Annotated in this window: 23 protein-coding genes; 7 read left to right on the top strand and 16 right to left on the bottom strand. The window is 64.4% G+C overall.

Annotation, left to right across the window (positions count from 1 at the left end):
* Positions 1 to 13: 13 nt before the first annotated feature.
* The 5 genes from ACFQ2S_RS05900 to ACFQ2S_RS05880 form a co-directional block, all read right to left on the bottom strand.
* The gene (locus ACFQ2S_RS05900; protein WP_386073493.1) at positions 14 to 895 is read right to left on the bottom strand and encodes a carbohydrate ABC transporter permease; all 882 of its coding nucleotides are present in this window, start codon (positions 893 to 895) and stop codon (positions 14 to 16) included.
* 10 nt (positions 896 to 905) lie between these two features.
* Positions 906 to 1,907 carry an ABC transporter permease gene (locus tag ACFQ2S_RS05895; protein ID WP_386073491.1) on the bottom strand — a complete coding sequence of 334 codons (1,002 nt, stop codon included), beginning with the start codon at positions 1,905 to 1,907 and terminating at the stop codon, positions 906 to 908.
* Between the two features lie 14 nt (positions 1,908 to 1,921).
* Positions 1,922 to 3,022 carry an ABC transporter ATP-binding protein gene (locus ACFQ2S_RS05890; RefSeq protein WP_386073489.1) on the bottom strand — a complete coding sequence of 367 codons (1,101 nt, stop codon included), beginning with the start codon at positions 3,020 to 3,022 and terminating at the stop codon, positions 1,922 to 1,924.
* Positions 3,023 to 3,054: 32 nt separating this feature from the next.
* The gene (locus ACFQ2S_RS05885; protein ID WP_386073487.1) at positions 3,055 to 3,837 is read right to left on the bottom strand and encodes a GntR family transcriptional regulator; all 783 of its coding nucleotides are present in this window, start codon (positions 3,835 to 3,837) and stop codon (positions 3,055 to 3,057) included.
* 311 nt (positions 3,838 to 4,148) lie between these two features.
* On the bottom strand, positions 4,149 to 4,868 hold the full coding sequence (locus tag ACFQ2S_RS05880) for a FadR/GntR family transcriptional regulator (protein ID WP_386073485.1): 720 nt from the start codon (positions 4,866 to 4,868) through the stop codon (positions 4,149 to 4,151).
* Between the two features lie 425 nt (positions 4,869 to 5,293).
* Between ACFQ2S_RS05880 and ACFQ2S_RS05875 the strand changes: the two genes are divergently transcribed.
* From ACFQ2S_RS05875 to ACFQ2S_RS05860, 4 genes are all read left to right on the top strand, one after another.
* On the top strand, positions 5,294 to 6,286 hold the full coding sequence (locus ACFQ2S_RS05875; protein ID WP_386073483.1) for a TRAP transporter substrate-binding protein: 993 nt from the start codon (positions 5,294 to 5,296) through the stop codon (positions 6,284 to 6,286).
* 65 nt (positions 6,287 to 6,351) lie between these two features.
* Entirely contained in the window at positions 6,352 to 6,891 is a 540-nt protein-coding gene (locus ACFQ2S_RS05870) for a TRAP transporter small permease (protein WP_386073481.1), read from the top strand.
* 3 nt (positions 6,892 to 6,894) lie between these two features.
* Positions 6,895 to 8,178 carry a TRAP transporter large permease gene (locus ACFQ2S_RS05865; protein ID WP_386073479.1) on the top strand — a complete coding sequence of 428 codons (1,284 nt, stop codon included), beginning with the start codon at positions 6,895 to 6,897 and terminating at the stop codon, positions 8,176 to 8,178.
* A 266-nt stretch (positions 8,179 to 8,444) separates the two neighbouring features.
* Positions 8,445 to 9,809: an MATE family efflux transporter gene (locus ACFQ2S_RS05860; RefSeq protein WP_386073477.1), complete on the top strand. Its 1,365-nt coding sequence runs from the start codon at positions 8,445 to 8,447 to the stop codon at positions 9,807 to 9,809.
* Positions 9,810 to 9,818: 9 nt separating this feature from the next.
* On the opposite strand, the gene ACFQ2S_RS05855 is transcribed toward ACFQ2S_RS05860, so the two are convergent.
* The 10 genes from ACFQ2S_RS05855 to ACFQ2S_RS05810 form a co-directional block, all read right to left on the bottom strand.
* Positions 9,819 to 11,180, bottom strand: coding sequence for a sigma-54-dependent transcriptional regulator (locus tag ACFQ2S_RS05855; protein ID WP_386073475.1), 1,362 nt, complete (start codon positions 11,178 to 11,180; stop codon positions 9,819 to 9,821).
* Positions 11,181 to 11,194: 14 nt separating this feature from the next.
* Complete coding sequence (locus ACFQ2S_RS05850) at positions 11,195 to 11,320, bottom strand: hypothetical protein (protein ID WP_386073474.1); 126 nt, start codon at positions 11,318 to 11,320, stop codon at positions 11,195 to 11,197.
* Between the two features lie 7 nt (positions 11,321 to 11,327).
* On the bottom strand, positions 11,328 to 12,635 hold the full coding sequence (locus tag ACFQ2S_RS05845; protein WP_386073473.1) for a c-type cytochrome: 1,308 nt from the start codon (positions 12,633 to 12,635) through the stop codon (positions 11,328 to 11,330).
* Positions 12,607 to 13,842, bottom strand: coding sequence for a formate dehydrogenase subunit gamma (locus ACFQ2S_RS05840; RefSeq protein ID WP_386073471.1), 1,236 nt, complete (start codon positions 13,840 to 13,842; stop codon positions 12,607 to 12,609). Before ACFQ2S_RS05840 ends, ACFQ2S_RS05845 begins: the two co-directional genes overlap by 29 nt.
* A gap of 135 nt (positions 13,843 to 13,977) precedes the next feature.
* Positions 13,978 to 14,571, bottom strand: a complete 594-nt coding sequence (gene fdh3B / locus ACFQ2S_RS05835; protein WP_386073470.1) for a formate dehydrogenase FDH3 subunit beta — start codon at positions 14,569 to 14,571, stop codon at positions 13,978 to 13,980.
* 11 nt (positions 14,572 to 14,582) lie between these two features.
* Entirely contained in the window at positions 14,583 to 17,564 is a 2,982-nt protein-coding gene (locus ACFQ2S_RS05830; protein ID WP_386073468.1) for a formate dehydrogenase subunit alpha, read from the bottom strand.
* A gap of 146 nt (positions 17,565 to 17,710) precedes the next feature.
* Complete coding sequence (locus ACFQ2S_RS05825) at positions 17,711 to 17,902, bottom strand: twin-arginine translocation signal domain-containing protein (protein ID WP_089231191.1); 192 nt, start codon at positions 17,900 to 17,902, stop codon at positions 17,711 to 17,713.
* A 57-nt stretch (positions 17,903 to 17,959) separates the two neighbouring features.
* Positions 17,960 to 18,574 carry a TorD/DmsD family molecular chaperone gene (locus tag ACFQ2S_RS05820; RefSeq protein ID WP_386073467.1) on the bottom strand — a complete coding sequence of 205 codons (615 nt, stop codon included), beginning with the start codon at positions 18,572 to 18,574 and terminating at the stop codon, positions 17,960 to 17,962.
* 17 nt (positions 18,575 to 18,591) lie between these two features.
* Entirely contained in the window at positions 18,592 to 19,167 is a 576-nt protein-coding gene (locus tag ACFQ2S_RS05815; RefSeq protein WP_386073466.1) for a DUF3306 domain-containing protein, read from the bottom strand.
* Entirely contained in the window at positions 19,164 to 19,697 is a 534-nt protein-coding gene (locus ACFQ2S_RS05810; protein ID WP_386073638.1) for a DUF3305 domain-containing protein, read from the bottom strand. Before ACFQ2S_RS05810 ends, ACFQ2S_RS05815 begins: the two co-directional genes overlap by 4 nt.
* A 373-nt stretch (positions 19,698 to 20,070) precedes the next feature.
* Between ACFQ2S_RS05810 and ACFQ2S_RS05805 the strand changes: the two genes are divergently transcribed.
* The gene (locus ACFQ2S_RS05805; RefSeq protein ID WP_386073464.1) at positions 20,071 to 22,020 is read left to right on the top strand and encodes a 4Fe-4S binding protein; all 1,950 of its coding nucleotides are present in this window, start codon (positions 20,071 to 20,073) and stop codon (positions 22,018 to 22,020) included.
* On the opposite strand, the gene ACFQ2S_RS05800 is transcribed toward ACFQ2S_RS05805, so the two are convergent.
* Positions 22,014 to 22,760 carry a hypothetical protein gene (locus tag ACFQ2S_RS05800; protein WP_386073463.1) on the bottom strand — a complete coding sequence of 249 codons (747 nt, stop codon included), beginning with the start codon at positions 22,758 to 22,760 and terminating at the stop codon, positions 22,014 to 22,016. The two genes, ACFQ2S_RS05805 and ACFQ2S_RS05800, sit on opposite strands and share 7 nt — an antisense overlap.
* 56 nt (positions 22,761 to 22,816) lie before the next feature.
* On the opposite strand from ACFQ2S_RS05800, the gene ACFQ2S_RS05795 reads away from it, so the two are divergent.
* Positions 22,817 to 23,008 (top strand): DUF6494 family protein, encoded by a 192-nt coding sequence (locus ACFQ2S_RS05795; RefSeq protein ID WP_089231182.1) that lies wholly within the window; start codon positions 22,817 to 22,819, stop codon positions 23,006 to 23,008.
* Between the two features lie 4 nt (positions 23,009 to 23,012).
* The gene (locus tag ACFQ2S_RS05790) at positions 23,013 to 24,080 is read left to right on the top strand and encodes an Mrp/NBP35 family ATP-binding protein (RefSeq protein WP_386073462.1); all 1,068 of its coding nucleotides are present in this window, start codon (positions 23,013 to 23,015) and stop codon (positions 24,078 to 24,080) included.

The raw sequence follows: 24,080 nt of genomic DNA, 5'->3' as shown, positions 1-24,080 counted from the left end.
ATAATTGACGTATTCATTCCTTCACACCTCCGAGCAGAATGCCCTTGTTGAAGTACTTCTGAACCCAGGGGTAGATGAGCAGGACGGGGATGATCGAACAGACGATGATCGCCGCCGTGACCGTCTCCACCGAGTAGGGTGCGGAGAGCAGGGTCGACGAGAATTCCTCGTCGTCGCTGAGTTCCGCGATCGTGTGGCGCAGGTAGACCTGAAGCGGGATCTTGCCCTCGTCGGTCAGCAGCACCATCGCCCAGAAGAAGCCGTTCCAGCGCGCCACGATGCAGAAGAGCGTGATCGTGGCGATGGCCGGCTTCGAGAGCGGAACGAAGACCTTCCAGAGCACCTGCCATTCGTTGGCGCCGTCCATCCGGGCCGCTTCTTCGAAGGAAGCGGGAATGCTCTCGAAGAAGTTCCGGAGCAGGATGATGTTGAAGGCGTTGACCGCGAAACCGATGATGATGCCGAAGTAGCTGTCCAGCAGGCCCAGGTCCCGCATGTTCAGGAAGAACGGGATCATGCCGGCGTGGAACCACATCGTGAACGCCACCAGCAGGTTCCAGAAGCGACGCCCCCAGAGCTGCGGCCGCGACAGGGCATAGGCGCCCGGGATCACGATCAGCAGCGAAGTCAGCGTGCCGCCGAAGGTGTAGATGAAGGTGTTCTTGTAGGAGTTCCAGAACGCGGGCTCCGACATCACCCTCTCGTAGGCGGCCATCGTCAACTCGATCGGCGTGAGCACGACCTTGCCGGCGGCGGCTGCAAATCCCGAGCTGAAGGACAGCGCGGCGATGTAGATGAAGGGGTACAGCGCGGCGATCGTGAACAGCGCGATCAGCACCATGTTGGCGAAGACGAAGATCTTGTCGCCGCGCGAGTAGAGGTTCATGTTTTTCATCGGACTTGCCTCACCACAGCGACGTCTTGGAGACGCGTTTGGAGATCGTGTTCGCGGTCATCACCAGGGTGAAGGCGACCACGGCGTTGAACAGACCGGCCGCTGCGGCGAGGTCGTATTGTCCGCCGATGAGGCCCTGACGGTAGATGAAGGTGTTGATCACGTCCGCCGTCTGGTAGGTGGCCGGCTGGTAGAGAAGGATGATCATCTCGAAGCCAACTTCCAGCAGGTTGCCGATACGGATGATCAGCATGATGATGATCGTCGGCATGATGCAGGGGATGGTGATCTTCCACATCATCTGCCAGCGGTTTGCACCGTCGACCACGGCGGATTCGTAGAGCGAGGGATTCACGCCCGCGATGGCCGCGAGGAAGACGATCGACTGGAAGCCCGCTTCCTGCCAGATGCCCGCACCGATGAAGATCGGCCTGAACCATTCCGGTTTCGTCAGGAAGTAGATCGGTTCCACTCCAAACCATCCGATGACGGTGTTCACGATACCCGCAGAGGGCGAGAACGCCGTGATGATGATACCCGCGATGATCACCGAAGAGATGAAGTGCGGCAGGTAGACGATGGTCTGGGCCGTCCGCTTGAAGGTCTCGTTCAGGATCTCGTTGAACATCAGCGCCAGGATGATCGGCATCGGGAAGCCGAAGACCAGGGTCAAGGACGAGATGATCACCGTGTTCTTCAGGGCGCGCAGGAACTGGTCGCTCTGGAACAGGGTCTGGAAGTGTTCGAACCCGACCCAGGGGCTGCCCTCGAAGCCGAGGAACACGGAGTAGTCCTTGAAGGCGATCTGCAGCCCGTACATCGGGCGATACAGGAACAGCAGGAACCAGATGATCGTCGGGGCGAGCATCAGGTAGACCTGCCACTCCCGCCGAAGGTGCATCTGGATCCGGTCCAGACGTTTGGCGAAGGCACTTTCCTGCCCTCCTGACGGGGTGCGGCCGGCAATGGCGCCGTCGCTCCTGTCAGATGATGAATTGCTGATGTTGGCCATGACTCTCCCCCGCCTCAGGCTGCCCGGCCAATGGCGCGGCCGGTTTCACGGTCGAAGAGCTTGACCCTCTCCGGCTTGACGTGCAGCGCATTGACACCGTGCAGGTGGCCGATTTCACCGTGGGTCTCGACCTTGGCGACGAAGGTCTCGTTGCCGACATGGGTGTGCAGCAGCGCTTCGGAGCCAAGCGTCTCGATCAGGTCCAGCTCGATCGGGATTGCGCTCGTGCCGTCCTCGGCCCCGAGGTGAACGTGCTCGGGGCGGATGCCCACGACAACCTCGCGCCCGGCGGAACCGCTGAATGCTTCAAGCGACTCGAGCGGGATGATCGTACCGTTAGTGGCCCGCACGACCAGCCCCCCACCCTGGGCTTCCTCGATCACGCCGGGGAACTGGTTCATCGGCGGCGAGCCGATGAAGCCGGCAACGAAGGTATTGATCGGGTTGTTGAACAGGTCCATCGGCGTGCCGATCTGCTCGATCCGGCCATCGGCCATCACGACGATCCGGTCGGCGAGCGTCATGGCTTCCACCTGGTCGTGGGTCACGTAGATCGAGGTAACGCCCAGACGCTTGTGCAGGCGCTTGATCTCTGCGCGCATCTGGGTCCGCAGCTTCGCGTCGAGGTTCGAGAGCGGTTCGTCGAACAGGAAAACGTCCGGATGGCGAACGATGGCGCGGCCCATGGCGACACGCTGGCGTTGACCACCGGAGAGGTCGGCCGGACGACGCTCGAGATAATCGGTCAGACCGAGGATCTGGGCGACTTCTTCGATCGACTTGGCGATCTCGTCTTTCGGCGTCTTCCGGATCCGCAGACCGAAGGCCATGTTGTCGGCCACGTTGAGGTGCGGATAGAGCGCGTAGTTCTGGAACACCATCGCCACGTCACGGTCCTTCGGCGCGACCCTGTTCATCACACGGTCGCCGATGCGAAGCGTGCCGTCGGAGATTTCTTCCAGACCCGCGATCATACGCAGCGTCGTGGATTTGCCGCAGCCCGAAGGCCCGACGAGGACAACGAATTCCCGAGGCTTGATCTCGAGATCGATCCCATGAACCACAGAAAGCGATCCGTATCGCTTCACGATCCCTTCAAGAAACACGCCGGACATCATTCCTCCCGATCTGGAGTTCTTTGCTCGCGCTACGCACGAAGCAGGTGAGGCCGCTTCACAGCAGCATTGAGAATTTCGATATGTTCGAGCAGGCCCGGCTGGCGCGAGAGCGTCTCGATCTCGGTGCCGAGTCCGCCGATATGGGCCAGCAGCGCCGTCTCGGCGTCGGCCGGAGACCCGGCTGCGATCGCGTCCCGAATGGCGCGGTGCTGTTCGATGATCTGAGGGCCCTTGCGGATGTTCCGCAGGGTCTTGAGGTGGCGCACCCGGTCGACATCGGCCTGGACGCCCTTGACCGTCCACCACACCCCCGGAACGCCGGCCAGCTGGTAGAGCGCACGATGAAAGGCTTCATCCAGTTCGAAGAAACGGCGGTAATCGTCGCGCGCGATCACCTCTTCCTGTTCCGCGATGCCCTCGTCGAGTTCGCGGCAGAAGTCACCGTCGGAGGTATGGGATTTCCTGGCAGCCCTGCGCACAGCGCCGATCTCCAAATTCACCCGGATGAAGCAGGCCTCGACGTAACGGTCGATTCGGATCGGTGTCACATATGTCCCGCTCTTGGGAACAATTCTAACAAGTCCCGCGTCTTCCAAACGTATCAGCGCCTCGCGCACCGGCGTCTTGCTCGTCTCCAGAGCATCCGCCACCTCGAGCTCGGAAATTTGCTGCCCTGGGAGCAGCTTGATTTCGACGATCAGCGCACGAAGGGCGTCAACAATCTGAGAAACCTTACTTTTTTCGGGAGACAAGCGCATGCCAAGAAGGAGTTCCGAAACCGTCCTCAGCCGATCTACCGCTATTTGCACCATGCTTCCCTCCCAACGTCGCCCCAGTTTCGGTGGCGGCGTTGACGGGATCTAGTATCTCAGACGGGGAGTATGTCCAGACAAATTTTACAAATCTGACATGCTAGATTGTCGCTCCGGTCACATCAGCGGAGGGCAATCGTCACAACCAAAAACAGATTACCGAATGTTTTTCATAATGATAGCCATTACTGCAGGGCTGATCGAAATTTCGGCATCTGGCATTTCTGACACGAAGTGTCGCACCAATTCTAACAATTCAACTTGCATGTCTGACGCCGATTCTGACCCGCGCCTGTCCCAAAGCGCGCGACTCAGCTGCCCTCGAAGACCCGCCGCCTGGCGTTCTCGACATGCGCACGCATGGCCTTGCGCGCGCCCTCGCAATCCTGACGTTCGATGGCGTCGAGGATGGCGTAATGCTCGGCCTGGACGAGGTCGAGCCGCTGGCGCGTCTTGGTGAGGGAGAGATTCCGGGTGAGGTTCATGCCAGCCAGGATGTTTTCCCGCATCGATTGTCGTGCGGCCACAAAGTAGTGGTTGTCCGAGGCCTGGCAGATCGCAGAGTGCAACACCTCGTCGGCGTCCACGCCCAGCTCGTTCTCCCGGATGCACCGGTCGAGCTCGGCCACCGCCGCGCGGATCGCCTCCAGGTCCTTCGCGGTGCGCCGCTCCGCAGCGAGATAGGCGGCCTCGCCCTCGACGGCGGCGCGAAATTCGAACGTCCTCTGGATGTCGGCGATCGACCCGACGGGAGCGAAGCTCAAGATCGCATGGTCAGGGCGCCGCTTGACGTAAGATCCCGAGCCCTGCCGAGAATGGATGACATCGTCCTCCCGCAGCTGCCGAAGCGCCTGACGGAGCACGGGCCGGGAGACACCGAATTGGTCACACATTGCATATTCGGTGGGTAGCTTGCTGCCGAGCGGATAGGTTCCATCGGCGATCGCAGCGACGATATTCTCGTACACGTGATCAGACAAGGTTCCAGTGCGCGCCGGGCGCGGCGTAGCATTTTCAGGCGCTTCGCTCATTGTTCTCCCCCTCAAGACTCGGCCGGCCACCACGATTCCCCTATACGAAAGCAGCACGTCCCGCGAGGCACGCATCCCGTCCGATGCCACCTCTACACCCTTGATGTAGCCATCAAATTCAAATTTGTAAAATGCCACTTCTACGAATTTCCGGTGAAGCTTACCTTCCAGAGACGGATGGCCGGATCGCGTCGCTGGAACGGACGGACCTCCCCTGCAATCGAGAATGCCCTCGGTCAATCCTGGTTTACTTATTGATTTTCAATTGTAATTCAGATTCGGCCATCGGGGCCCGCCTCACTGGACGAAGGTGCATCTACCTGTCTAAACTGGTATATCAATGTGTCGCACCTTTCCGCGTTGTAAAAGTTTGTCATATGCGTAATGTGCCCACCATCAATCCGCTTTACCCAAGGGAGGAACTAATGGGAATCAAAGGTTTTGGGGCCACTGCCCTTGCAAGCGCGCTGGCGTTTGCCGTCGTGATGGCGGCTCCCGCCGCCGAGGCGAAGGACTGGCGCGGCTGGAACATTCACGTCGCCGACTACCCGGTGTCGCACGGCATGGAAGCCTTCATGGCCGAAGTCACCGAGAAGACCAACGGCGAGATCAAGGGCGAGGTGTTCCACCAGGGCGTGCTCGGTTCGCAGCCGGACGCGATCGAGCAGACCCGGCTCGGCATCATCGACTTTGGTGAATTCAGCCTCGGCCCGATGGGTCAGGCCGTTCCCGAGGCGAACGTCGTGTCGCTGCCCTTCATCTTCAAGAGCATCGACCAGATGCACCGCGCCATGGACGGCGCGCCGGGCGAAGCCCTCTCCAAGGGTCTGGAAGCCAAGGGCCTGATCGCACTGGGTTACTATGACGCCGGCGCGCGCTCGTTCTACAACAGCAAGGGCCCGATCAACTCGCCCGAAGACATCAAGGGCATGAAGATCCGCGTGATGAACAACGACCTGTTCGTCGACATGATCGACGCGATGGGTGGCAACGCGACGCCGATGGCTTTCGCCGAAGTCTACCAGTCGATCAAGACGAACGTCGTGGACGGCGCGGAAAACAACCCGCCCTCCTACGAGTCGACGGCTCACCACGAGGTCGCTCCCTACTACTCGTTCTCCGAGCACCTGATCATTCCGGAAGTCCTGGCCATCTCCAAAAAGACCTGGGACACCCTGACCCCGGAACAGCAGGAGATCGTCAAGACCGCGGGCAAGAACTCCACCATGCTGCAGCGCGAGCTGTGGAAAGAGCGTGAAACGCAGTCCCTCGAGATCGTGAAGGCCGCCGGCGTGCAGGTCAACATGATCGAGGACAAGGCACCGTTCCAGGAAGCGATGAAGCCGGTCTACGAGAAATATCTCGCAGCGAACCCGGACATGGCGGAAATCGTCGCGCTCTTCCAGAACTTCGAGTGATACGATCCTGACAACGCGGCGCCCCGGAGGGTCCGGGGCGCCAGCCAACAAAGAAAGCAAGGGGCATGTCAGACAGCCTTTCCTTCGTACACAGAGTGGAGGAGTGGCTCGGCCTCCTCTCCAAACTCTGCCTCATCCTTTGTGCCGTCGCTCTCTTCGTTCTGGTCTCCACATTCGGATGGCTGGTCTGGGGGAGATATGTGATGAACGTCACTCCGACATGGGTTGAACAGCTCGGGCTTCTTCTGGTTGCCTACATCGCGTTCCTCGGCGCCGCGGTCGGCATCCACGAACAGTTCCATCTCAGCGTGACACTCTTCCGCGACGCATTCGGCCCGCGTGTCTCCGGGTTCCTGCGCTTCTTCATCGACATCATCCTTGCCTGCTTCGGCGCGGTCATGTTCTACGGCGGTATCGTGCTGTTCAACTTCGGCTGGGAAACGCTTCTGCCGATGCTGAACATCCCCGAGAGCTTCCGTACCCTCGCCATGGTGACGAGTGGTGGCCTGATCTTCATCTTCGCCGGCTTCCGCGCAGTCTTTCGCGTCATCTATTGGCGGAACGGCGAAGTCTATCCCGACCCCATCCATCACGAGGAGAACTGAGCAATGGGTCTTGGCATTCTCCTTGGCGTCTTCTTCGGAAGCGTGATCATCGGTGTGCCCGTGGCATTCGCAATGGGCATCGCGGCGGCCTCGGCCATGTGGTTCGAAGGTTTCCCGCTGCTGCTGACCTTCCAGCGGACCATGGCGGGCATCAACGTGTTTGCGCTGCTGGCGATCCCATTCTTCGTCTTTGCGGGCGAGATCATGCTGCATGGCGGGATCGCCATCCGGCTTGTGCGATTTGCCTCCACCCTCGTGGGCCATATCCGCGGCGGCCTGGCGACGGTGAACATCCTGTCCTCGATGCTCTTCGGCGGCATTTCGGGCTCGGCCATTGCCGACATCTCGGCGCTCGGCTCGATCCTGATCCCGGTCATGAAGGAACGCGGATACCGGGCGGATTACGCGGTGAACGTCACCGTCACCTCCTCCATCGCCGGGATCGTCATCCCGCCGAGCCACAACATGATCATCTATGCCGTGGCGGCGGGCGGCGGCATCTCGGTGTCCAAGCTGTTCCTCGCCGGCGTCATTCCCGGGGTGCTCATGTGCCTCTGCCTGGCGGTTGCGGCCTATGTCATCGCGATCAAGCACAAATATCCGGCCGAACCCTTCCCCGGCTGGGGTGAGGTCGCGCGCACCGGCGCCATCGCCGTGCCCGGCCTGATCACCGCCGTGATCATCGTCGGCGGCGTGCTCTCGGGCATCTTCACGGTGACCGAGTCCGGTGCCTTCGGTGCGATCTACGCGGTGCTGCTGACCGCCTTCGTCTACCGCTCACTCGGCTGGAAAGGCTTCACCACCGCGTTGACCTCGGCGGTGCGCACTACCGCGATGGTGATGATCCTGATCGGCTTCGCCGGCGCCTTTGCCTATCTTCTGGTGATCTTCCAGGTTCCGGACAAGCTCTCTGCGCTGCTGCTCAGCATCTCCGAGAGCAAGATCATGATCCTGCTGATGATCAACCTGATGCTGCTGGTGCTTGGCATGATCATGGACATGGCGGCGCTGATCCTGATCTGCACACCGATTTTCCTGCCGATCGCCAAGGATCTCGGGATGGATCCGATCCAGTTCGGTATCATGATGCTGGTCAACCTGGGCCTCGGCCTTTGCACCCCGCCGGTGGGCACTTGCCTGTTCACCGGCTGCGCGGTGGGCCGGATCCGGATCGAGGACGCGGTGAAGTCCATTTTCCCGTTCTACCTCGCGATCCTGGCCGCGCTGATCCTGGTGACCTACTTCCCGGCAGTCTCGCTGACGCTGCCGGCGATGCTGGGCCAGTAGGCAGAGCTCCCGCCCCGTACACGACACCGACCGGCGCCCCATCCCTTCTCGGGTGGGGCGCCAGCCCCTCTCCGCCCCGAGCGGAGCTGGCCTGGCCCGACAGGGCGCCCGATTGACGGAAGAACGGCCAAACCGCCTGCCCCGCAGGCACCTGCTCAAGACCCTCGCCGGATAACCAGGGACGTTCCCGCAGCCAGCCCGTGGCGGATGTGAAAGAGCCCGCGACGACCGACGCAGTGTGCCACCATTTGCGATCTGGAGTGCCGATGTCCGATACCCAGGCATCACCGACGATTCCGACCAACAGGGCCGTTCTCAACCTGGCCTGGCCGCTGACACTCAAGGCGATGATGCTGCACGGCATCGTCGTGATCGACGCCTGGCTGGTCTCGGCGCTTGGTGAACCGGCGCTGGCCGCGATGGGCCTCGCCGCCTCGTTCGGCGCCCTGCTTCTGGGGGTGCTCGCCGCCTTCGCGAATGCGACCCAGATCCGGGTGGCACAGGCCTTCGGCACCGGCGAGCCGGTCAACCTCAAGACCGCCTTCGTGGCCGGAATGATCATCAGCCTTGTTGTCGCGCTCATCGGCCTCGTGATCGTCTGGTCGCTGGCTGGCACCTTCATCGACCATTTCGCCCATACCCCCTGGATCGCCGGCGAGGCGCGGAGCTATCTCTCGGTGTTCCTCTGGGTGGTCATGCTGGAAGCTGTCGGCCAGTGCATGGGCAGCTATTTCAACGGTTGCGGCAAGACCAAGGTGCCGTTCCTGAGCTACCTCGTCGCGATCCCGATGAACGTCGGTATCAGCTACGCGCTGATCCACGGCCATTTCGGCCTGCCGGAGATGGGCGTCACCGGCGCCGCGGTCGGCAGCGCCGCCGGCGCGCTCGCCAGGGTGCTGTTTCTCGCTGTGGGTCTTCTCGGGATAACCGGCGGCTTCCGCAATGTCTCGGGTTGGCGCAACACCACCCTTCGGGTCTCGATCCGGCGGCATCTGGCCTTTTCCCTTCCGATTGCCGGCACTTTCGCCAGCAACACGGTCGCCAACTACGTTTCCACCCTGCTCTTCGTGAAGATGACGGTGAACGACTTCGCCGCGATGACGCTGATCCAACCTTGGGTGATGGTGGCGGGCACCTTCAGCATCTCCTGGGCGATGGCGACGGGGATCGCCGTGGCGCAGCTTCTGGGACGGGACTGCCGGGGGCCGGAGCTCGATAGCTTTCTCCGCCGGGCCTGGCGCGGCGCGCTGATCGCCGCCGGCATCGTTGCGCTCGCGTTTTTCGGAATCATCCTCGCCTCCGGCACGCTCTACGACAATCTCGAGGCCGGAACCCGCGCGGCGCTGCTGAGCTTCCTGCCGTTTCTGCTTATCCTGCCCTTCCCGAAGGGCTCGAACGCGATGTGCGGCCACACGCTCCGGGCGGGCGGCGATACGGTCTACGTGATGAACATCTTTCTCGCCGCACAGTGGCTGTTCCGAGTGCCGTTGACCGCGCTGTTCATCCTCTATCTCGACCTTTCCGTGACCTGGGTCTTCGCGCTGTTTCTGGCCGAGGAAGTTGTCAAGTTCCCGTCGTTCCACCTGCGCTTTCTCAAGGGTGAATGGAAGCGCGGCCTGGCGGACGACTGAGCGTCGGGCTCAAAGCTCCCAGGCCGCGAGCTTGCGGTCGATGGTCTTGCGTGACACGCCGAGCCTGCGGGCGGCCTCGGCCCGGTTCCCGCCGCAGTGGTCGAGCACGTGCAGGATGTGCCGTTGGACCACCATGTCGAGGTTCTCCTTCGCCTCCGGCCCCTTGACCGCGCCGCTGCCGGCGAATTCCTCGGGGAAATCGCCAAGGATGACAGAGCGTTCGATCAGGTTCCGCAGCTCCCGCACATTCCCCGGCCAGTCGTAGCGCCGCATCTTGAGCAGGGTCTGCTCATCCAGATCCAGCGCCGGCATACCCAGCGTGTTCGAGAATTGCTCCATGAAGCGGGCAGCCAGTTCAACGATATCCTCGGATCGCCGACGCAGGGGCGGAATCTCGATCGTGACGACATTGATCCGGTGGTAGAGGTCCATGCGGAACCGACCCTCCTCCACAGCCTTGTGAAGGTCGGCGTTGGTCGCGAAGAGGAAGCGCAGATCCAAGGGGATTTCGCGTTCCGCGCCGAGGGGGCGCACCTTCTTGTCCTCCAGCACCCGCAACAGCGCGGCCTGCAGTTGCGCGGGCATCTGGGCCACCTCGTCGAGAAACAGCGTGCCGCCATCGGCGAGTTGGAAGAGGCCCTGCTTCAGCTGCCCGCTGTCGTCGACCACGCCGAACAATTCGGCGACGATCCTGTCAGGATCGATGGCGGCGCAGTTCACCGCCACGAAAGGCGCCTCCGCCCGGTCCGACATCTCGTGCAAATGGCCGGCCGCGAGCTCCTTGCCGGTCCCGCTCTCGCCGAGAAACAGTACCGGCGTCGGCAGTGGCGCGAGTTTCTTGAGCATGGAATGCACGGCCGACAGCGCCTCGGACTTGCCGATCATCTCGCCGCGCAGGTTGTTGGCATAGAGTTCCCGGCGCAGCAGCGCGTTCTCCCGGCGCAGGTGCTTGCGGTCCAGCGTTCGCTCGATGGCGCCCAGGATCTGGTTGGCCCGGAAGGGCTTCAGAACGAAATCGCTCACGCCGGCGCGCAGCGCGCTGATCGCCGTTTCCAGGTCGGCATAGGCCGTGATCAGGATCGTGTCACCAAAGAATCCCTTGCGGCGCTGCTCGTCCATCCAGTCGAGCCCCTTGATCCCCGGCATCAGGTTGTCGAGGATCAGCAGGTCGAAATGCGCTCCGTCGAGCTTCTGGGTCGCCTCGCGCGGGCTCGCGGCCTGCTCCACCCGTTTCACGCGCGGCTCGAGCACCTTGGTCAGAAAGTTCCGCATCCCCGGCTCGTCATCGATCACGAGCACCGAGGCCCCCGACAGATTTCTGCCGTAGTCATCTGCCGCGCTGTCAGCCGCGCGCTGCCTTGGAGCGGTCATTGCGCTGTTGCCGCCTACTCCAGCCGCACATTGGTGCCGGTATAGACCTCCTGCGAGGAGAGCCCGAGGTGGTGGGCGCCGTACCAAGCGCCGATCGCGATGACGACCGAGGCCGCGAACCCTGCAAGCATGGCTTTCATTTCTGGTTCATTCTCCCGTTGTGGCCGTCTCGAGATAGCGGATCAGGTCGTCCCTGTCGCTGGCAGCAGCAATGACCTGCATCGGCATCTTCGAGCCGGGAATATAATGGTCCGGTCCCTCGTCGAACAGGGCGTTCACCGTCTCTGCGGTCCAGACGATATCAGACCCGTCGAGGGTCGGCGAATAGAGGTAGCCGGGCACCGTGCCGGCGCGGCGCCCGAACAGGCCGTGCAACGTCGGGCCGGCCTTGCGCGAGGGGCCCGGGCTCACATCGTGACAGATCGAGCACTTGCGCATGAACTGCCGCTCGCCGTTGGGCATGGTCTCGGCGTCGCGCAGGAAGCTGCGCTCCTGCCCCATTGCGGGATCGAACTCGCCGAGCGCCGACACAGGCCAGGCATAGACCACGTCGTCCAGTCCGCCGGCGTGAATGACCGTGCCGTCCGGCGAGAAGGCCAGCGCCCAGACCGGCCCTTCCCGCGTCGCGCGGAAGTCGCGGGCGATCCGCCAGTCGGCGGTGTCGAGCATCATGATGTAGCCCTGCCCGTCGCCAACGGCGATCTGGTTGGTCTCGGCGTGCCGCGCCATCGCGAGGATCGGCCGCCGCTCGAGGGTGAAATCGGCGATCTCGTCGCCGGTTTCTGCATCGATCACCCGTGTCTGGCCGTCGACCGCGCCATAGGCGACCCAGCCCTCGCCGAGGACGAGCCGGTTGATCCCGAACCCGTGCCGGGCCAGCGGCATCGGGGTGCCGCCGTTTGCGAGATCGTAACGGAGCAGATCGCCGCCATTGGTGGCGGCAAAGAGAAACCGGCCATCGGCCGAGAACGCCACGTCATTGACGCCCGCACCGGGGTCGGGAAGGCTTTCCTCCGCCCCGCCATCAAGCGGCCAGAGGCGGATCGAGCCGTCCCAACTGCCACTTGCGATCCTGTCCCCCGAAGGCGCGACGGCGACGCAGGCAACCTTTCCCTCGTGCTTCCCGAGGATTTGCGGTGTCTCGCCCCAGGTTCGGACGGCGAAATCGTCCCCTCCGCTCACCAGCAGCCCCTCGGGCCCGTAGGCGATGGCCGTCACCGCCGCGTCGTGGCCTTCCAGCCATTGCGGCGGGCCGCCGTTCCAGCGCCCCACCGAGTTGTCGAAGCTCGCGGTCGCGACCACCCCGTCGGGCGACACAGCGATGCCCATGATCGGCCCGCCGTGGCCCTTGAGGGTCTGGAACTCCTGCGCGGCCAGCATCCCGGCGGGTGCCGCCAGCCACAGGCCCAGCAGGCAACCCAGCGGCCTATTCCGCCGGCTGCGCCGCACGCTCATCCGCCTTCACCTCCTCGAGCCAGATCGAATGGTGCTCGCGCGCCCATTGCTCCTCGACATAGCCCGTGCCCATGGCGTCGAAGGCGCCCTCCATGCCGAGCGTTCCGATGTAGATGTGGCCGATGATCATCGCCATGAACAGGAACGCAAAGACGGCGTGGACGATCTGGGTATATTGCATCTCCTCCTGCGGCGAGAGGTGTACCGGCAGATCGCCGAACCCGAACCACGACAGCACCCCGATCCCGTTCACCCAGGCGAAGATGTCCCCCATGACCGCGAAGCGGAACGGCAGCAGCAGGCTGATACCCGTCGCAACCACGCCGGCTGACATCAGCATGACGGACCAGAAGATGATCTTTTGCCCGGCGTTGAACTTGCCCGCCGGCGGGTGGATGGAATCGTCGAATAGCCCGCCCATGACGCGGAGCCAGCGCAGGTCGTTCATGTTGGGGATGTTGAAGCGCACCCATTTCAGGAAGATCAGGATCACGCCGAGGATGAAGGCGAAGCTGACGCTGTTATGGATCAGCTTGGACCAGTGGGCGAGGTCGGCATGGGCCTCCTTGCCCATGACAGAGATCAGCCACGGCCGGCCATACATCGAAATCAGCCCGGTGATGCCGAGCAGAATGAACGAACTGGCGGTCAGCCAGTGGCAGAATCGGTCGATGCTTCCGAAGCGGAGGACCAGCCGGCCGGTCTTCTCGCCGGCGATCGGCACCCGGCCGCGGGTCAGGTAGAAGAACCCCAGAAGGCCGATCATGCCGACCAACAGCCATCCGCCCCACTTGGCGATGATGTTTTCGCGAAAGTTGAGCCAGGTCATGCCGCCATCCTGAATCAGGACGTTGGTCGCGGGACCACGGGCCGAGGCGTTGATATCGGCCGAGTTGTAGCGGAGCGCCCGCCACAGCTCGGGGTCGGAGACCCCGCCAAGCGTGCCGAGCTGCTGGTTCGGGGCCGCCCCCGCGGCGGGATCGCCGATTGCGGAGCTACGGAAGGTGTCGTCGATGGAGAGACCCCGCTGGCGGGCCATGATATCCTCGCGGGTCTGCGCCCCGCCCGTCGCCTCGCGGGCCGCCGCAAGGGCCGCCTCGTCCACGCCATTCGCATCGGGCGCGGCCAGAGATGCCACCAGCGCGGCGATCACGACCACCACGGTCAGGGCAAGGAATGCGCCGAAGCCGGAGTTTCGATTGCTCATGTTGTCTCACTCGATCCTAGCTTGGAAATTGCCGGACAACGCAGACCCGCCCCGGATCCGAAGATCCCGGGCGAGCCGCGCATTCAGGGCAAGTGGGTGCGGCGGCCGGCGCGTGTCCGGCCGCCATTCCCTCGGTCAGCCGCCCTTCTGGTCGTAGGCGGTTCCCCAGCCCCAGGCTCCGGAGCCGAAGCCACGGGCCACGACCCGCTCGCGATAGATCGCGGAGACGACATCGCCGTCGCCTGCGAGCAGGGCCTTGGTGGAGCACATCTCGGCGCAGATCGGCAGCTTGCCTTCCGCGATCCGGTTGCGACCGTACTTGGAGAACTCCGCATTGGAATGGGTCTCTTCCGGACCGCCGGCGCAGAAGGTGCACTTGTCCATCTTGCCACGGGAGCCGAAATTGCCCGCCTGCGGGTACTGCGGCGCGCCGAAGGGGCACGCGTAGAAGCAGTAGCCGCAACCGATGCAGAGGTCCTTGGAGTGGAGAACCACCCCCTCCTCGTTCTGGTAGAAGCAGTCCACAGGGCAGACCGCCATGCATGGCGCGTCCGAACAATGCATGCAGGCCACCGAGATCGACCGTTCACCGGGTTGACCATCCTGGATGGTCACCACGCGGCGGCGGTTGATGCCCCACGGCACTTCGTGCTCGTTCTTGCACGCTGTAACGCAGGCGTTGCATTCGATGCAGCGCTCGGCGTCGCAGAGAAATTTTGCTCTAGCCATTCTCTATCTCCTTACGCTGGCATGATCTTGCAGAGGGTGGCCTTGGTCTCCTGCATCTGGGTGACCGAGTCATAGCCGTAGGTCTGCGCGACGTTGGTGCTTTCCCCCAAGACGTAGGGGTCCGCCCCATCGGGGTACTTGGATCGTTGATCCTCGCCCTGATAGTGCCCGCCGAAATGGAAGGGCATGAAGGCAACGCCCTCGCCCACCCGCGGTGTGACCATCGCCATGACCTTGACCTTGCCGCCCTCCGGACCCTCGACCCAGACCTGCGCACCGTCCCGCACACCAAGGTTATTGGCGTCGCGCGGGTTGATCTCGATGAACATGTCCTGCTGGAGTTCTGCGAGCCAGGGGTTCGAACGCGTCTCGTCCCCGCCGCCCTCGTATTCCACCAGTCGCCCGGAGGTGAGGATGATCGGGTAATCCTTCGAGAAGTCGTTCTTCTGGATCGACTCGTACATGGTCGGCACCCGCCAGAACATCTTGTCCGCGTAGGTCGGGTAATCCGCCACGAGATCGCGCCGGTTGGTGTAGAGCGGCTCGCGATGGATCGGCACCGGGTCGGGGAAGGTCCAGACCACGGCGCGCGCCTTGGCGTTGCCGAAGGGCGCACAGCCATGCGCGATCGCAACGCGCTGGATGCCGCCCGAAAGGTCGGTCTTCCAGTTTACGCCCCCGATCGCATCGGCGAAGTCCGACGGATACGGGCCAGTCTGCGACTGCTCGCCGACCTCCGCACCCATCTCGGGACGCTCGTCGATGAAACCGGCGACGTACTCGATCATCCGCCGTTCATAGGCCGTAAGATCCTTGTCCCAGCCGAGGTCGATCAGCATCTGCATGGTGAACTCGGGATAGCCGTCCTGGATCTCCGAGCCTGCCGAGTAGACGCCGTCTGCCAGCAGGTTCTGGCCGTCCCGCTCGACGCCAAAACGCGCGCGGAAGGTCAGACCGCCCTCTGCGACAGGCTTCGACATGTCGTAGAGGTTGGGCGTACCGGGGTGGTCCATCTCCGGAGTTCCCCACGCGGGCCAGGGCATACCGTAGTAATCCCCGTCGGCCGGACCGCCGACCGCCTGCAGCGTCGTGCGATCGAAGGTGTGCTGGTTCTCCATGTGGAGTTTCAGCCGCTCCGGGCTCTGTGCGGTGTAACCGATCGTCCACATGCCACGGTTGAACTCCCGCGTCAGGTCCTCGATGTTCGGCTCGAGTTCGCCATCCATCGAAATGTTGCGGAAGATCCGGTCGTCGAACCCGAATTTCTTCGAGAACATCGCAAGGATCACGTGGTCCGGCTTGGACTCGAACAGCGGATCCACCACCTGCTCACGCCACTGGAGCGAGCGGTTCGAGGCGGTCACCGAGCCACGGGTCTCGAACTGGGTCGCAGCCGGCAGCAGGTAGCAGCCGTCGGTGCGGTCGTGCAGGATCGCCGAGACCGTCGGGTACGGGTCCACCACGACCAGCAGGTCGAGCTTCTCCATCGCCGTCTTCATCTCGGTCATCCGGGTCTGGGAGTTCGGCGCATGCCCCCAGAGCACCATGGCCCGGGTGTTGTCCGGCTGCTCCAGGTTCTCCTTGGCTTCAAGGACCCCGTCGATCCAGCGGCTCACCGGGATACCGGTGAGGTTCATCATCTGCTTGTCCTTGCCGTCGGCGCCTTTCATCGTGGCGAAACGGCCCTTCAGCCATTCGGGATCCTCTTCCCACACCCGGGCCCAGTGGCCCCAGGCGCCGGCCGAGAGGCCGTAGTAGCCCGGAAGCGTGTCGGCGAGCACGCCGAGGTCGGTCGCCCCCTGCACGTTGTCATGGCCGCGGAAGATGTTGGTTCCGCCACCGGCAACGCCCATGTTGCCGAGCGCGAGCTGCAGGATGCAGTAGGCGCGGGTGTTGTTGTTGCCGTTGGTGTGCTGTGTGCCGCCCATGCACCAGATCAGGGTGCCGGGACGGTTGTTGGCCAGCTGCATCGCCACGCGGCGAAGCTGGGACTCGGGCGCGCCGGTCACGCGCTCCACCTCGTCGGGCGTCCAGCGGGCGACCTCCTCGCGGATCTGGTCCATCCCCCAGACACGGGTGCGGATGAACTCCTTGTCCTCCCAGCCGTTCTCGAAGATGTGCCAGAGGATGCCCCAGACGAGCGCCACGTCCGAGCCCGGACGGAACCGGACATATTCGTCGGCATGGGCCGCCGTGCGGGTGAACCGCGGATCGCAGACGATCAGCGGGGCGTTGTTCTGCTCCTTGGCGCGCAGCACGTGCAGCAGCGAGACGGGGTGCGCCTCGGCCGGGTTGCCGCCGATGATCAGGATCGCCTTGGAATTGTGGATGTCGTTGTAAGAGTTGGTCATGGCGCCGTAGCCCCATGTGTTCGCAACCCCGGCAACCGTGGTGGAGTGACAGATACGGGCCTGGTGGTCCACGTTGTTCGTGCCCCAGTAGGCGGCGAACTTGCGGAACAGGTAGGCCTGCTCGTTGCTGTGCTTTGCCGAGCCGAGCCAGTAGACGCTGTCAGGGCCGCTTTCCTCGCGGATCGCCAGCATCTGGTCGCCGATCTCGTCGATCGCCTGCTCCCAGGAGATGCGCTTCCACTCGCCACCCTCTTTCTTCATCGGGTACTTGAGGCGGCGCTCGCCGTGAGCGTGCTCGCGGACCGACGCCCCCTTGGCGCAATGCGCACCGAGGTTGAACGGGCTGTCCCAGCCGGGCTCCTGCCCGATCCAGACACCGTCGGAGACTTCCGCGATCACGGTGCAACCGACGGAACAATGGGTACACACGGATTTCTTCAGTTCCACCGGCTTCGGTGCAACGGTCTGGGCGGTGGCCTGGGTGACGGTGCCGCCTGTCGCCGCAATGGCCGACAGACCCCCGATCACGAGGCCGGATCCGCGCAAGAAGGCGCGGCGATCGACAGAGGCGCTCGCGGCCTCGGTCAGGAGGGTGTTCCGCTGGGGGCGTCTCGCAACCCCGTTGGTCTTCTTCCTCAACATGGTTTCACTCCCTGGCTTGCACGGACTGGCGCCGCGCTCGCGTGGTTTCTCGATGGTGGCTCGGGCGGTCGGGCGTCACGCAACCAGTAGCCCAGGGCCGGGGGTGCCTCGCGCAATTGCAACTGCGCGCAGCGTGCATCGTGCGATCAGAATCGCGCGCTGCTGTAGTAGGCGCGGGTGTGCGCGGTATCCTGCATCGTCTCGACGCTCGGATCGGGTTCGGCGGCTTCGGCCCCCGAGGCCCCCGCGGTCACCGCCAGCGCGGCCACCGGCGCGGCCGTTCCCGCCAGCTTCAGGAAGTCGCGACGGCTCGTCGCGTCCTCTGGCTTCTTGGTCATGAAAGGTGCCTCCTCTCTCCTGTGGGTGGCGGCATGCCGCCGTTGTTGCGGGCCTCGTCAGCCCGCGCTCATCCGAAAGGCTTCCGCCTCGATCTCCATGAACAGACGGCCAACAGTGCCGACCGGCGCGTAGAAGACAGAGTTCTTCGCCCCTTCGAGATCCGTGAAAAAGTGACCGGCCCAGGGCCGGATGTGCTTGTTGAAGAAGTCCTTCTGGGTCGCGAGGTCGGCCGGCCTGCCGAAGCGGCCGACGATCATCGCCCCCATCATCTCCATCAGGCTCGCGATCCCGTCCTCGGGCTCGAACTTGTCCTCTGCGCGGACCATGCCGCGCGCGACCATGTCCCGGCGCAGGGCGGCCAGCGGCTTCTCGTTGAGAAATCCGGTAAGGTAATAGCTCGCATAGGGCAGCAGCTCGCCCCGGCCGAGACCGATGAACAGCCGGCCGAACTCGCCCTCGACCTTCTTGGGGCGGGAGACCTTGGCGACGCTCGAAAGCGTGTCGATGGCGCGGCCCAGTTCGCTGTCGGTGCCACTGAGCGCGGCCGTCTGCGCGAGCAATCCCTCGTCGGGCGGTGCGGCAAGGAGCAGCCCGAGGAAATTGTAGAGGTCGGCCCGGAAGCGATCCTCCTCGGCGATGGTCCTGTCCAGGGCTGCGTCAGCTGCGGTCATCTTCGTCTCTTCCGTCATCAACCTGTCTCGAAGCGAAAGCGCATCCGGCCGACCGTCGGCGCGGCCTCCTGCGCTGTCGCGATTTCCTGTGGCGCATCGGTTTCGGCGGGCTCCTCCGCCGACGGCGGCTCGCTGGCCGCGACCAGTTCTTCAGGCGCCTCTATCTCGTCCGGCGCATCCTGCTCTGGGGCGGGGTCCGCCGGCACTTCGAGCGCCCGGTCGACCATCCCTCGGCCCACCTTGTAGAGCGTCTGGATGTTCTCCACGCAGGTCGCGGCATCGGTGAAATCGGTGTCGTAGTCGTTCAGACCATCGAGGTTGGCGAGCACCGGATTCGTCGTCCAGAGCCGGCGCAGGGCGCGGGTCTTCAGGCGCTGTGGCACCGCAGAGGTGAGAAAGGCGCGCACCTGCTCCGAGGTTTCCAGCGTCTCCGGCTCGGGCAGACCCAGCTCGGCCAAGATCTCGGCATCGTCGCGTTCCGCCAGCGCGGCCTCTGCCTCGGCCTCGCTGGCCGCCTCGACAGCTGCCGCCTCAGTCCGGGCCTCGGCCTCGACCGCCGCCTTGCGACGGCTCCAGAAATCGCCGCCCCTCATTGCAGCCGCCTCCGCTTGAGCGCGGGAGACGCATAGACATCCGCCGGCTTGTCGACCCGCGGATCGCCGATACCGTCCTCGACGATGTCGATCCGCTTCTTGTCGCGACGGCGCTTCACGAAGACCTCTTCCTTATGGAAGGCATCGACGAACTCCCAGACCCAGGCCTCGAGCCCTGCAGTCATCGGCACCTTCTCGACAATCTCCTCGCCGCTGTCCGCGTAATCCTGCGCCTCGTAGGGCGAGGCGGTGGCAAGCACCACCTCCAGCGGCCATTCGCCGGTTATGGATCGCAGGATCACGTAGATGCAGGGAACCTCGGCAGTCAGCCCGTGCAAGTAGGCCTCCGTCTCGGCCCCGTGCAACTCGAGGGGAACGGTCGCAGCGTGGAATTCGACGCGCTCGACGTCGCGGCGCAGTTCCCGCCAATCGGCGGCCGCGGCACCTGGCAGCACGGCGGTCGCCTTCCAACTCCACCGAGCCCAGCGGGTGACGCCGGGCGAGCGGCGGATGACCACCCCGATGGGCAGCGTCCGATACTGGCTAGGATTGTGAAACACGCGCGCAACTCCTCCGGCCTCCACAATGGGGCAGCAACCCGCATCTGCGAAAGGGTTTTTTGTGCACCATCGTCGACAAGTGATCGCCAAGGACAATTTGCCCTGCCCCGGAGGCTGCTTCCTGACGCCAAGGACGAATTGTCCAACCTGAGTGTTTTTGTCTGAGTTACGCCCGCACCGAACGGTCGAATCAAATCCCCTCCTCGCCCGCGAAACCGATCGCTCGAAGCGGCCTTCGAAGCTCAGCGAAATCGGTTGTCCCCGGCTGCGAATCGCGGCTAGGCTGCCCGCGCAGAACCGCTCGGATGCCCCTGTAACGCACCGTCCGGCCAAGGGAGGAACCATGCCCAAGTCTTTGATAACATGCGATTGCTTGGGCAGTCAGCATGTCGACACCGACGGACTTCGCAAGACAACCGGGCTCGACGTCAAAAGCCCCTGCACCGCGCTCTGCACCAGTCAGATCGACCGCGCCGCGGCGGCCCTTGCGGCGGGTGACGCGATTATTTGCTGCACCCAGGAAGCACGCACATTCGAGGCTCTGGCGGCCGAGATCGGGGTCGATCCGGCCCCTGTTCTCGACCTGCGGGACCGGGCGGGCTGGAGCGCCGACGACGCCCCGAAACTGCCCAAAATGTCCGCGCTGGCGGCTGAGGCCATGCTGCCCGCCTTTCCGCAAAAGACGCTCGACATCGTGTCCGAGGGGCTGTGCCTGATCCTCGGCGCGCCCAAGGTCGCGCTGGCGGCCGCCGAGCAGCTTCAGGACCATCTCGGCGTGACCGTGCTGCTGGAAAGCGCCGACGAGTTGCCGGAGAACCGCGCCTACGACGTCGTCGTCGGACGGCTGCGCCGCGCGAGCGGCGCTCTCGGGCGGTTTGACGTGGTGATCGACGCCCTGCAGCAGGTCGAGCCCGGCGGTCGCGGCGCGTTCACCCTCACCGAGCCACGCGATGGCGGCCGCTCCCAGTGCGACATAATCCTCGACCTGCGCGGGGAGTCTCCGCTGTTCCCTGCGCACGAGAAGCGCGAGGGCTACCTGCGGGCAGATCCCGGCCATCCGCCGGCAGTGGCCGCGGCGACCCTTGCGGCCTCGCACCTGGTCGGCACCTTCGAGAAGCCGCTTTACGTCCGCACCGAGCCGCTGCTCTGTGCCCATTCCCGCGCGGAGCAGACCGGCTGCACCAGGTGCCTTGATCTCTGCCCGACCGGCGCCATCACGCCGGACGGCGACCATGTGACGGTCGACCCGGAGATCTGCGCCGGCTGCGGCGCCTGTTCCGCCGCCTGCCCCTCCGGCGCGATTTCCTACGACGCGCCGACGGTGGAGCTGATCTTCCGCCGGATTCAGACGCTGGCCCGCGCCTATCTCGAAGCCGGCAGCACCGCGCCGCGGCTTCTGGTGCATGATGCCGACGGAGTCGAGATGATCGCACTCTCCGCCCGCTATGGTGCGGGCCTGCCGGCCGACGTCATCCCGATGGACCTGCCGGCCATCGGCGCCTTCGGCCACGCGGAGGCCGTCGCGGCGCTCGCGGCAGGCTTCGCATCGGTCAGCCTGCTGCCCGGCCGTGGCGCGGATCGCGACGCGATGGAAGCGCAGGTCGCGCTCGCGCGGGCGATTGCCGGTGAGGAAAAGGTACGCATACTCGACCTGACCGATCCAGACGCCATGTCGGACGCGCTCTACACGGAATCGGCCCCTGCCCCAATCGCCGCGCCGATCCGCCCGATGGGCACCCGCCGCCAGATCACCCGGCAGGCCGCGAAGGCGCTGCATCCCGGAACCGACGCCCTGCCGCTGCCCGAGGGTGCGCCCTATGGCGCCGTTCTGGTCGACACCGAGGCCTGCACCCTCTGCCTGTCCTGCGTGTCGCTCTGCCCCTCCGGCGCGCTTGGCGACAACCCGGATCTGCCGCAGCTGCGCTTTCAGGAGGATGCCTGCCTGCAATGCGGGCTCTGCGCCCATATCTGCCCCGAGGACGCGATCGCCTACGAACCGCGGCTGAACCTCTCGGACAGTGCCCTGCAGCAGGAGATCCTGAACGAGGAAGAGCCCTTTGCCTGCATCGAATGCGGCGCGCTCTTCGGCGTGAAGTCGACCATCGAGAAGATCACGGCCAAGCTTGAAAGCCACTCGATGTTTGCCGGGCCCGACAAGCTACGGATGATCCAGATGTGCGACAATTGCCGGGTCAACGCGCAGTTCCATTCCCAGGACAACCCCTTCGCCGGCGGCGAGCGCCCGAGACCGCGCACAACCGACGATTACCTCAAGAAGCGTCGCGATCACTGATGATGCAGGGGCGCCCCGAGATCCGCGGCCTCCATCGCCGCGACAAAGGCCAGCACGGCCTCCACCTCCTCCAGCGACAGCTGGATCGGCGAGATGGGGGGCGGCCGGTTTTCCGGAAACGGCGGCGTCACGTCCTCGATGATGGTGAAGGACGGGTGCGGGTTGAGCGCGTAGAAGGTGGAGAACCGGTATTCCCAGTCGCCCAGGCTGCGCAGGACGCTGAAGCTCGGGGTGGAGCCGATACCGGCCATCCGGCTTTCGTCGTCCACCGCGTGGCAGCGGGTGCATTTCTCTCGCGACACCGTCCAGCCGAGGGCCGCGTCTCCATCGGGCGCGATCGCCACGGTCTCCGTCTCGGTCGGGCCGGGAAGAGCGAAGATCGCCACGCCGTCGGGGGCGAAGCCCGTCACCGTGTTCCGGCCGACATCGGAGCCGAGCCACTCCGCGAACCGCTCGGCCGCCGCGCCGCCCGCGCCCTGCCTCCCCAGATGCCAGACCTGGCCCGCCCCTTCGAACAGCGCCGTCCCATCGCCGCCCAGCAGCAGCTCGGCTTCCCCGGCGCTGTCGACCAGTTCGACCCGGATCTGCGTCTTGAGAGAGAAGCGCGGCAAGATGTGCTGCATGAGCCCGGTTTCCACCAGCTCCGGCGGCACGTAGAGACGCACGAGCTTCTCGTCCGCCCGCCCCGCTGCCGGGGGCAGGAGAAGCACGGAACAGAAGAGCAGAACGCGCATTCCCATGGACAAACCTAGGCAGGTAGGCTTCGGTCCGTCAATCGAGTGAAAGGAAACAGGCCATGAGCGACGATTTCAACATGTCGATGCGAAAGTTCCTGAAGCAGGTCGGCGTGACCTCGCAGCAGGCAATCGAGGAAGCACTGCGAGGCGCCGAGACCGAGGGCAAGAGCTATGCCATCAAGGCGGTCGTCACCATCGAGGAACTCGGCATGACCCACGAGGTCACCGGCAAGATCTCCGGTCGGGAGTAACCCCTTGGCCATCGACAGGGAAGCCGTCCTGGCGGCGCTCAAGAAGATCTCCGATCCGGTCGCAGGCACCGACATCGTGGGCAGCGGCGTGGTCCGTGCGCTGAACGTCTCGGACGCGGGCGCGGTGCGTTTCGTGCTTGAGATCCCGCCGCAACACTCCGCCGCCTATGAGACAGCAAAGGCCGAGGCCGAGGCCGCGCTCGGCGCACTCGAGGGCGTGACGGCGGTGTCCATCGTGATGACCGGCCACACCGAGAAGGCCCCGCCCGACCTGCGCCCGCAGCGCCCGGCCGAGCCGAAAGGGCCACAGAAGATCCCCGGGATCGCGCATATCGTGGCGATTGCCAGCGGCAAGGGCGGCGTCGGCAAGTCCACCGTGGCCGCCAACCTCGCCTGTGCACTCGCGCAGATGGGACGCCGCGTGGGCTTGCTGGATGCCGATGTCTATGGCCCCTCGCAGCCACGGATGCTCGGCGTCTCCGGCCGCCCGGCAAGCCCGGACGGCAAGACGATCCTGCCGCTGCGCAATCACGGCGTGACCATGATGTCCATCGGGCTGATGACCAACGAGGATCAGGCCGTGGTCTGGCGCGGACCGATGCTGATGGGCGCGCTGCAGCAGATGCTGACCCAGGTCCAGTGGGGCGCGCTCGACGTTCTGCTCGTGGACCTGCCGCCTGGAACCGGCGACGTGCAGATGACGCTCAGCCAGAAGGCGCAGGTGGACGGTGCGGTCATCGTCTCCACCCCGCAGGACGTTGCGCTGCTCGATGCCCGCAAGGGGATCGACATGTTCCGCCAGCTTAACGTGCCGATCCTTGGCATGATCGAGAACATGAGCACCCACATCTGTTCGCAGTGCGGCCACGAGGAGCATGTGTTTGGCCACGGCGGAGTGGCGGCGGAGGCCGCCAAGCTAGGGGTTCCGCTGCTGGCTGAAGTGCCGCTAGACCTGCAGATCCGGCTGGCCGCAGATGGGGGCGCACCGATCGCGGTGAGCCAGCCTGACAGCGCACAGGCGAAAGCCTTCGAACAGGTCGCGCGGTCTCTCGTCGAGGCGGGCGTGGCATGA

Origin of the sequence: Tropicimonas aquimaris, from assembly GCF_042676185.1 — a bacterium.
Classification (GTDB): domain Bacteria; phylum Pseudomonadota; class Alphaproteobacteria; order Rhodobacterales; family Rhodobacteraceae; genus Tropicimonas; species Tropicimonas aquimaris.
The sequence above is the reverse complement of the archived record's forward strand: the minus strand, read 5'-3'. Positions and strand labels throughout refer to the sequence as shown.

Coding starts and splice junctions, on each gene's coding strand:
- ACFQ2S_RS05870 (WP_386073481.1), top strand. CDS start 6,352: ATGTCAGACAGCCTTTCCTTCGTACACAGAGTGGAGGAGTGGCTCGGC.
- ACFQ2S_RS05845 (WP_386073473.1), bottom strand. CDS start 12,635: ATGAGCGTGCGGCGCAGCCGGCGGAATAGGCCGCTGGGTTGCCTGCTG.
- fdh3B (WP_386073470.1), bottom strand. CDS start 14,571: ATGGCTAGAGCAAAATTTCTCTGCGACGCCGAGCGCTGCATCGAATGC.
- ACFQ2S_RS05825 (WP_089231191.1), bottom strand. CDS start 17,902: ATGACCAAGAAGCCAGAGGACGCGACGAGCCGTCGCGACTTCCTGAAG.
- ACFQ2S_RS05900 (WP_386073493.1), bottom strand. CDS start 895: ATGAAAAACATGAACCTCTACTCGCGCGGCGACAAGATCTTCGTCTTC.
- ACFQ2S_RS05865 (WP_386073479.1), top strand. CDS start 6,895: ATGGGTCTTGGCATTCTCCTTGGCGTCTTCTTCGGAAGCGTGATCATC.
- ACFQ2S_RS05850 (WP_386073474.1), bottom strand. CDS start 11,320: ATGAAAGCCATGCTTGCAGGGTTCGCGGCCTCGGTCGTCATCGCGATC.
- ACFQ2S_RS05885 (WP_386073487.1), bottom strand. CDS start 3,837: ATGGTGCAAATAGCGGTAGATCGGCTGAGGACGGTTTCGGAACTCCTT.
- ACFQ2S_RS05895 (WP_386073491.1), bottom strand. CDS start 1,907: ATGGCCAACATCAGCAATTCATCATCTGACAGGAGCGACGGCGCCATT.
- ACFQ2S_RS05830 (WP_386073468.1), bottom strand. CDS start 17,564: ATGTTGAGGAAGAAGACCAACGGGGTTGCGAGACGCCCCCAGCGGAAC.
- ACFQ2S_RS05820 (WP_386073467.1), bottom strand. CDS start 18,574: ATGACCGCAGCTGACGCAGCCCTGGACAGGACCATCGCCGAGGAGGAT.
- ACFQ2S_RS05875 (WP_386073483.1), top strand. CDS start 5,294: ATGGGAATCAAAGGTTTTGGGGCCACTGCCCTTGCAAGCGCGCTGGCG.
- ACFQ2S_RS05860 (WP_386073477.1), top strand. CDS start 8,445: ATGTCCGATACCCAGGCATCACCGACGATTCCGACCAACAGGGCCGTT.
- ACFQ2S_RS05800 (WP_386073463.1), bottom strand. CDS start 22,760: ATGGGAATGCGCGTTCTGCTCTTCTGTTCCGTGCTTCTCCTGCCCCCG.
- ACFQ2S_RS05855 (WP_386073475.1), bottom strand. CDS start 11,180: ATGACCGCTCCAAGGCAGCGCGCGGCTGACAGCGCGGCAGATGACTAC.
- ACFQ2S_RS05880 (WP_386073485.1), bottom strand. CDS start 4,868: ATGAGCGAAGCGCCTGAAAATGCTACGCCGCGCCCGGCGCGCACTGGA.
- ACFQ2S_RS05795 (WP_089231182.1), top strand. CDS start 22,817: ATGAGCGACGATTTCAACATGTCGATGCGAAAGTTCCTGAAGCAGGTC.
- ACFQ2S_RS05840 (WP_386073471.1), bottom strand. CDS start 13,842: ATGAGCAATCGAAACTCCGGCTTCGGCGCATTCCTTGCCCTGACCGTG.
- ACFQ2S_RS05890 (WP_386073489.1), bottom strand. CDS start 3,022: ATGTCCGGCGTGTTTCTTGAAGGGATCGTGAAGCGATACGGATCGCTT.
- ACFQ2S_RS05815 (WP_386073466.1), bottom strand. CDS start 19,167: ATGAGGGGCGGCGATTTCTGGAGCCGTCGCAAGGCGGCGGTCGAGGCC.
- ACFQ2S_RS05805 (WP_386073464.1), top strand. CDS start 20,071: ATGCCCAAGTCTTTGATAACATGCGATTGCTTGGGCAGTCAGCATGTC.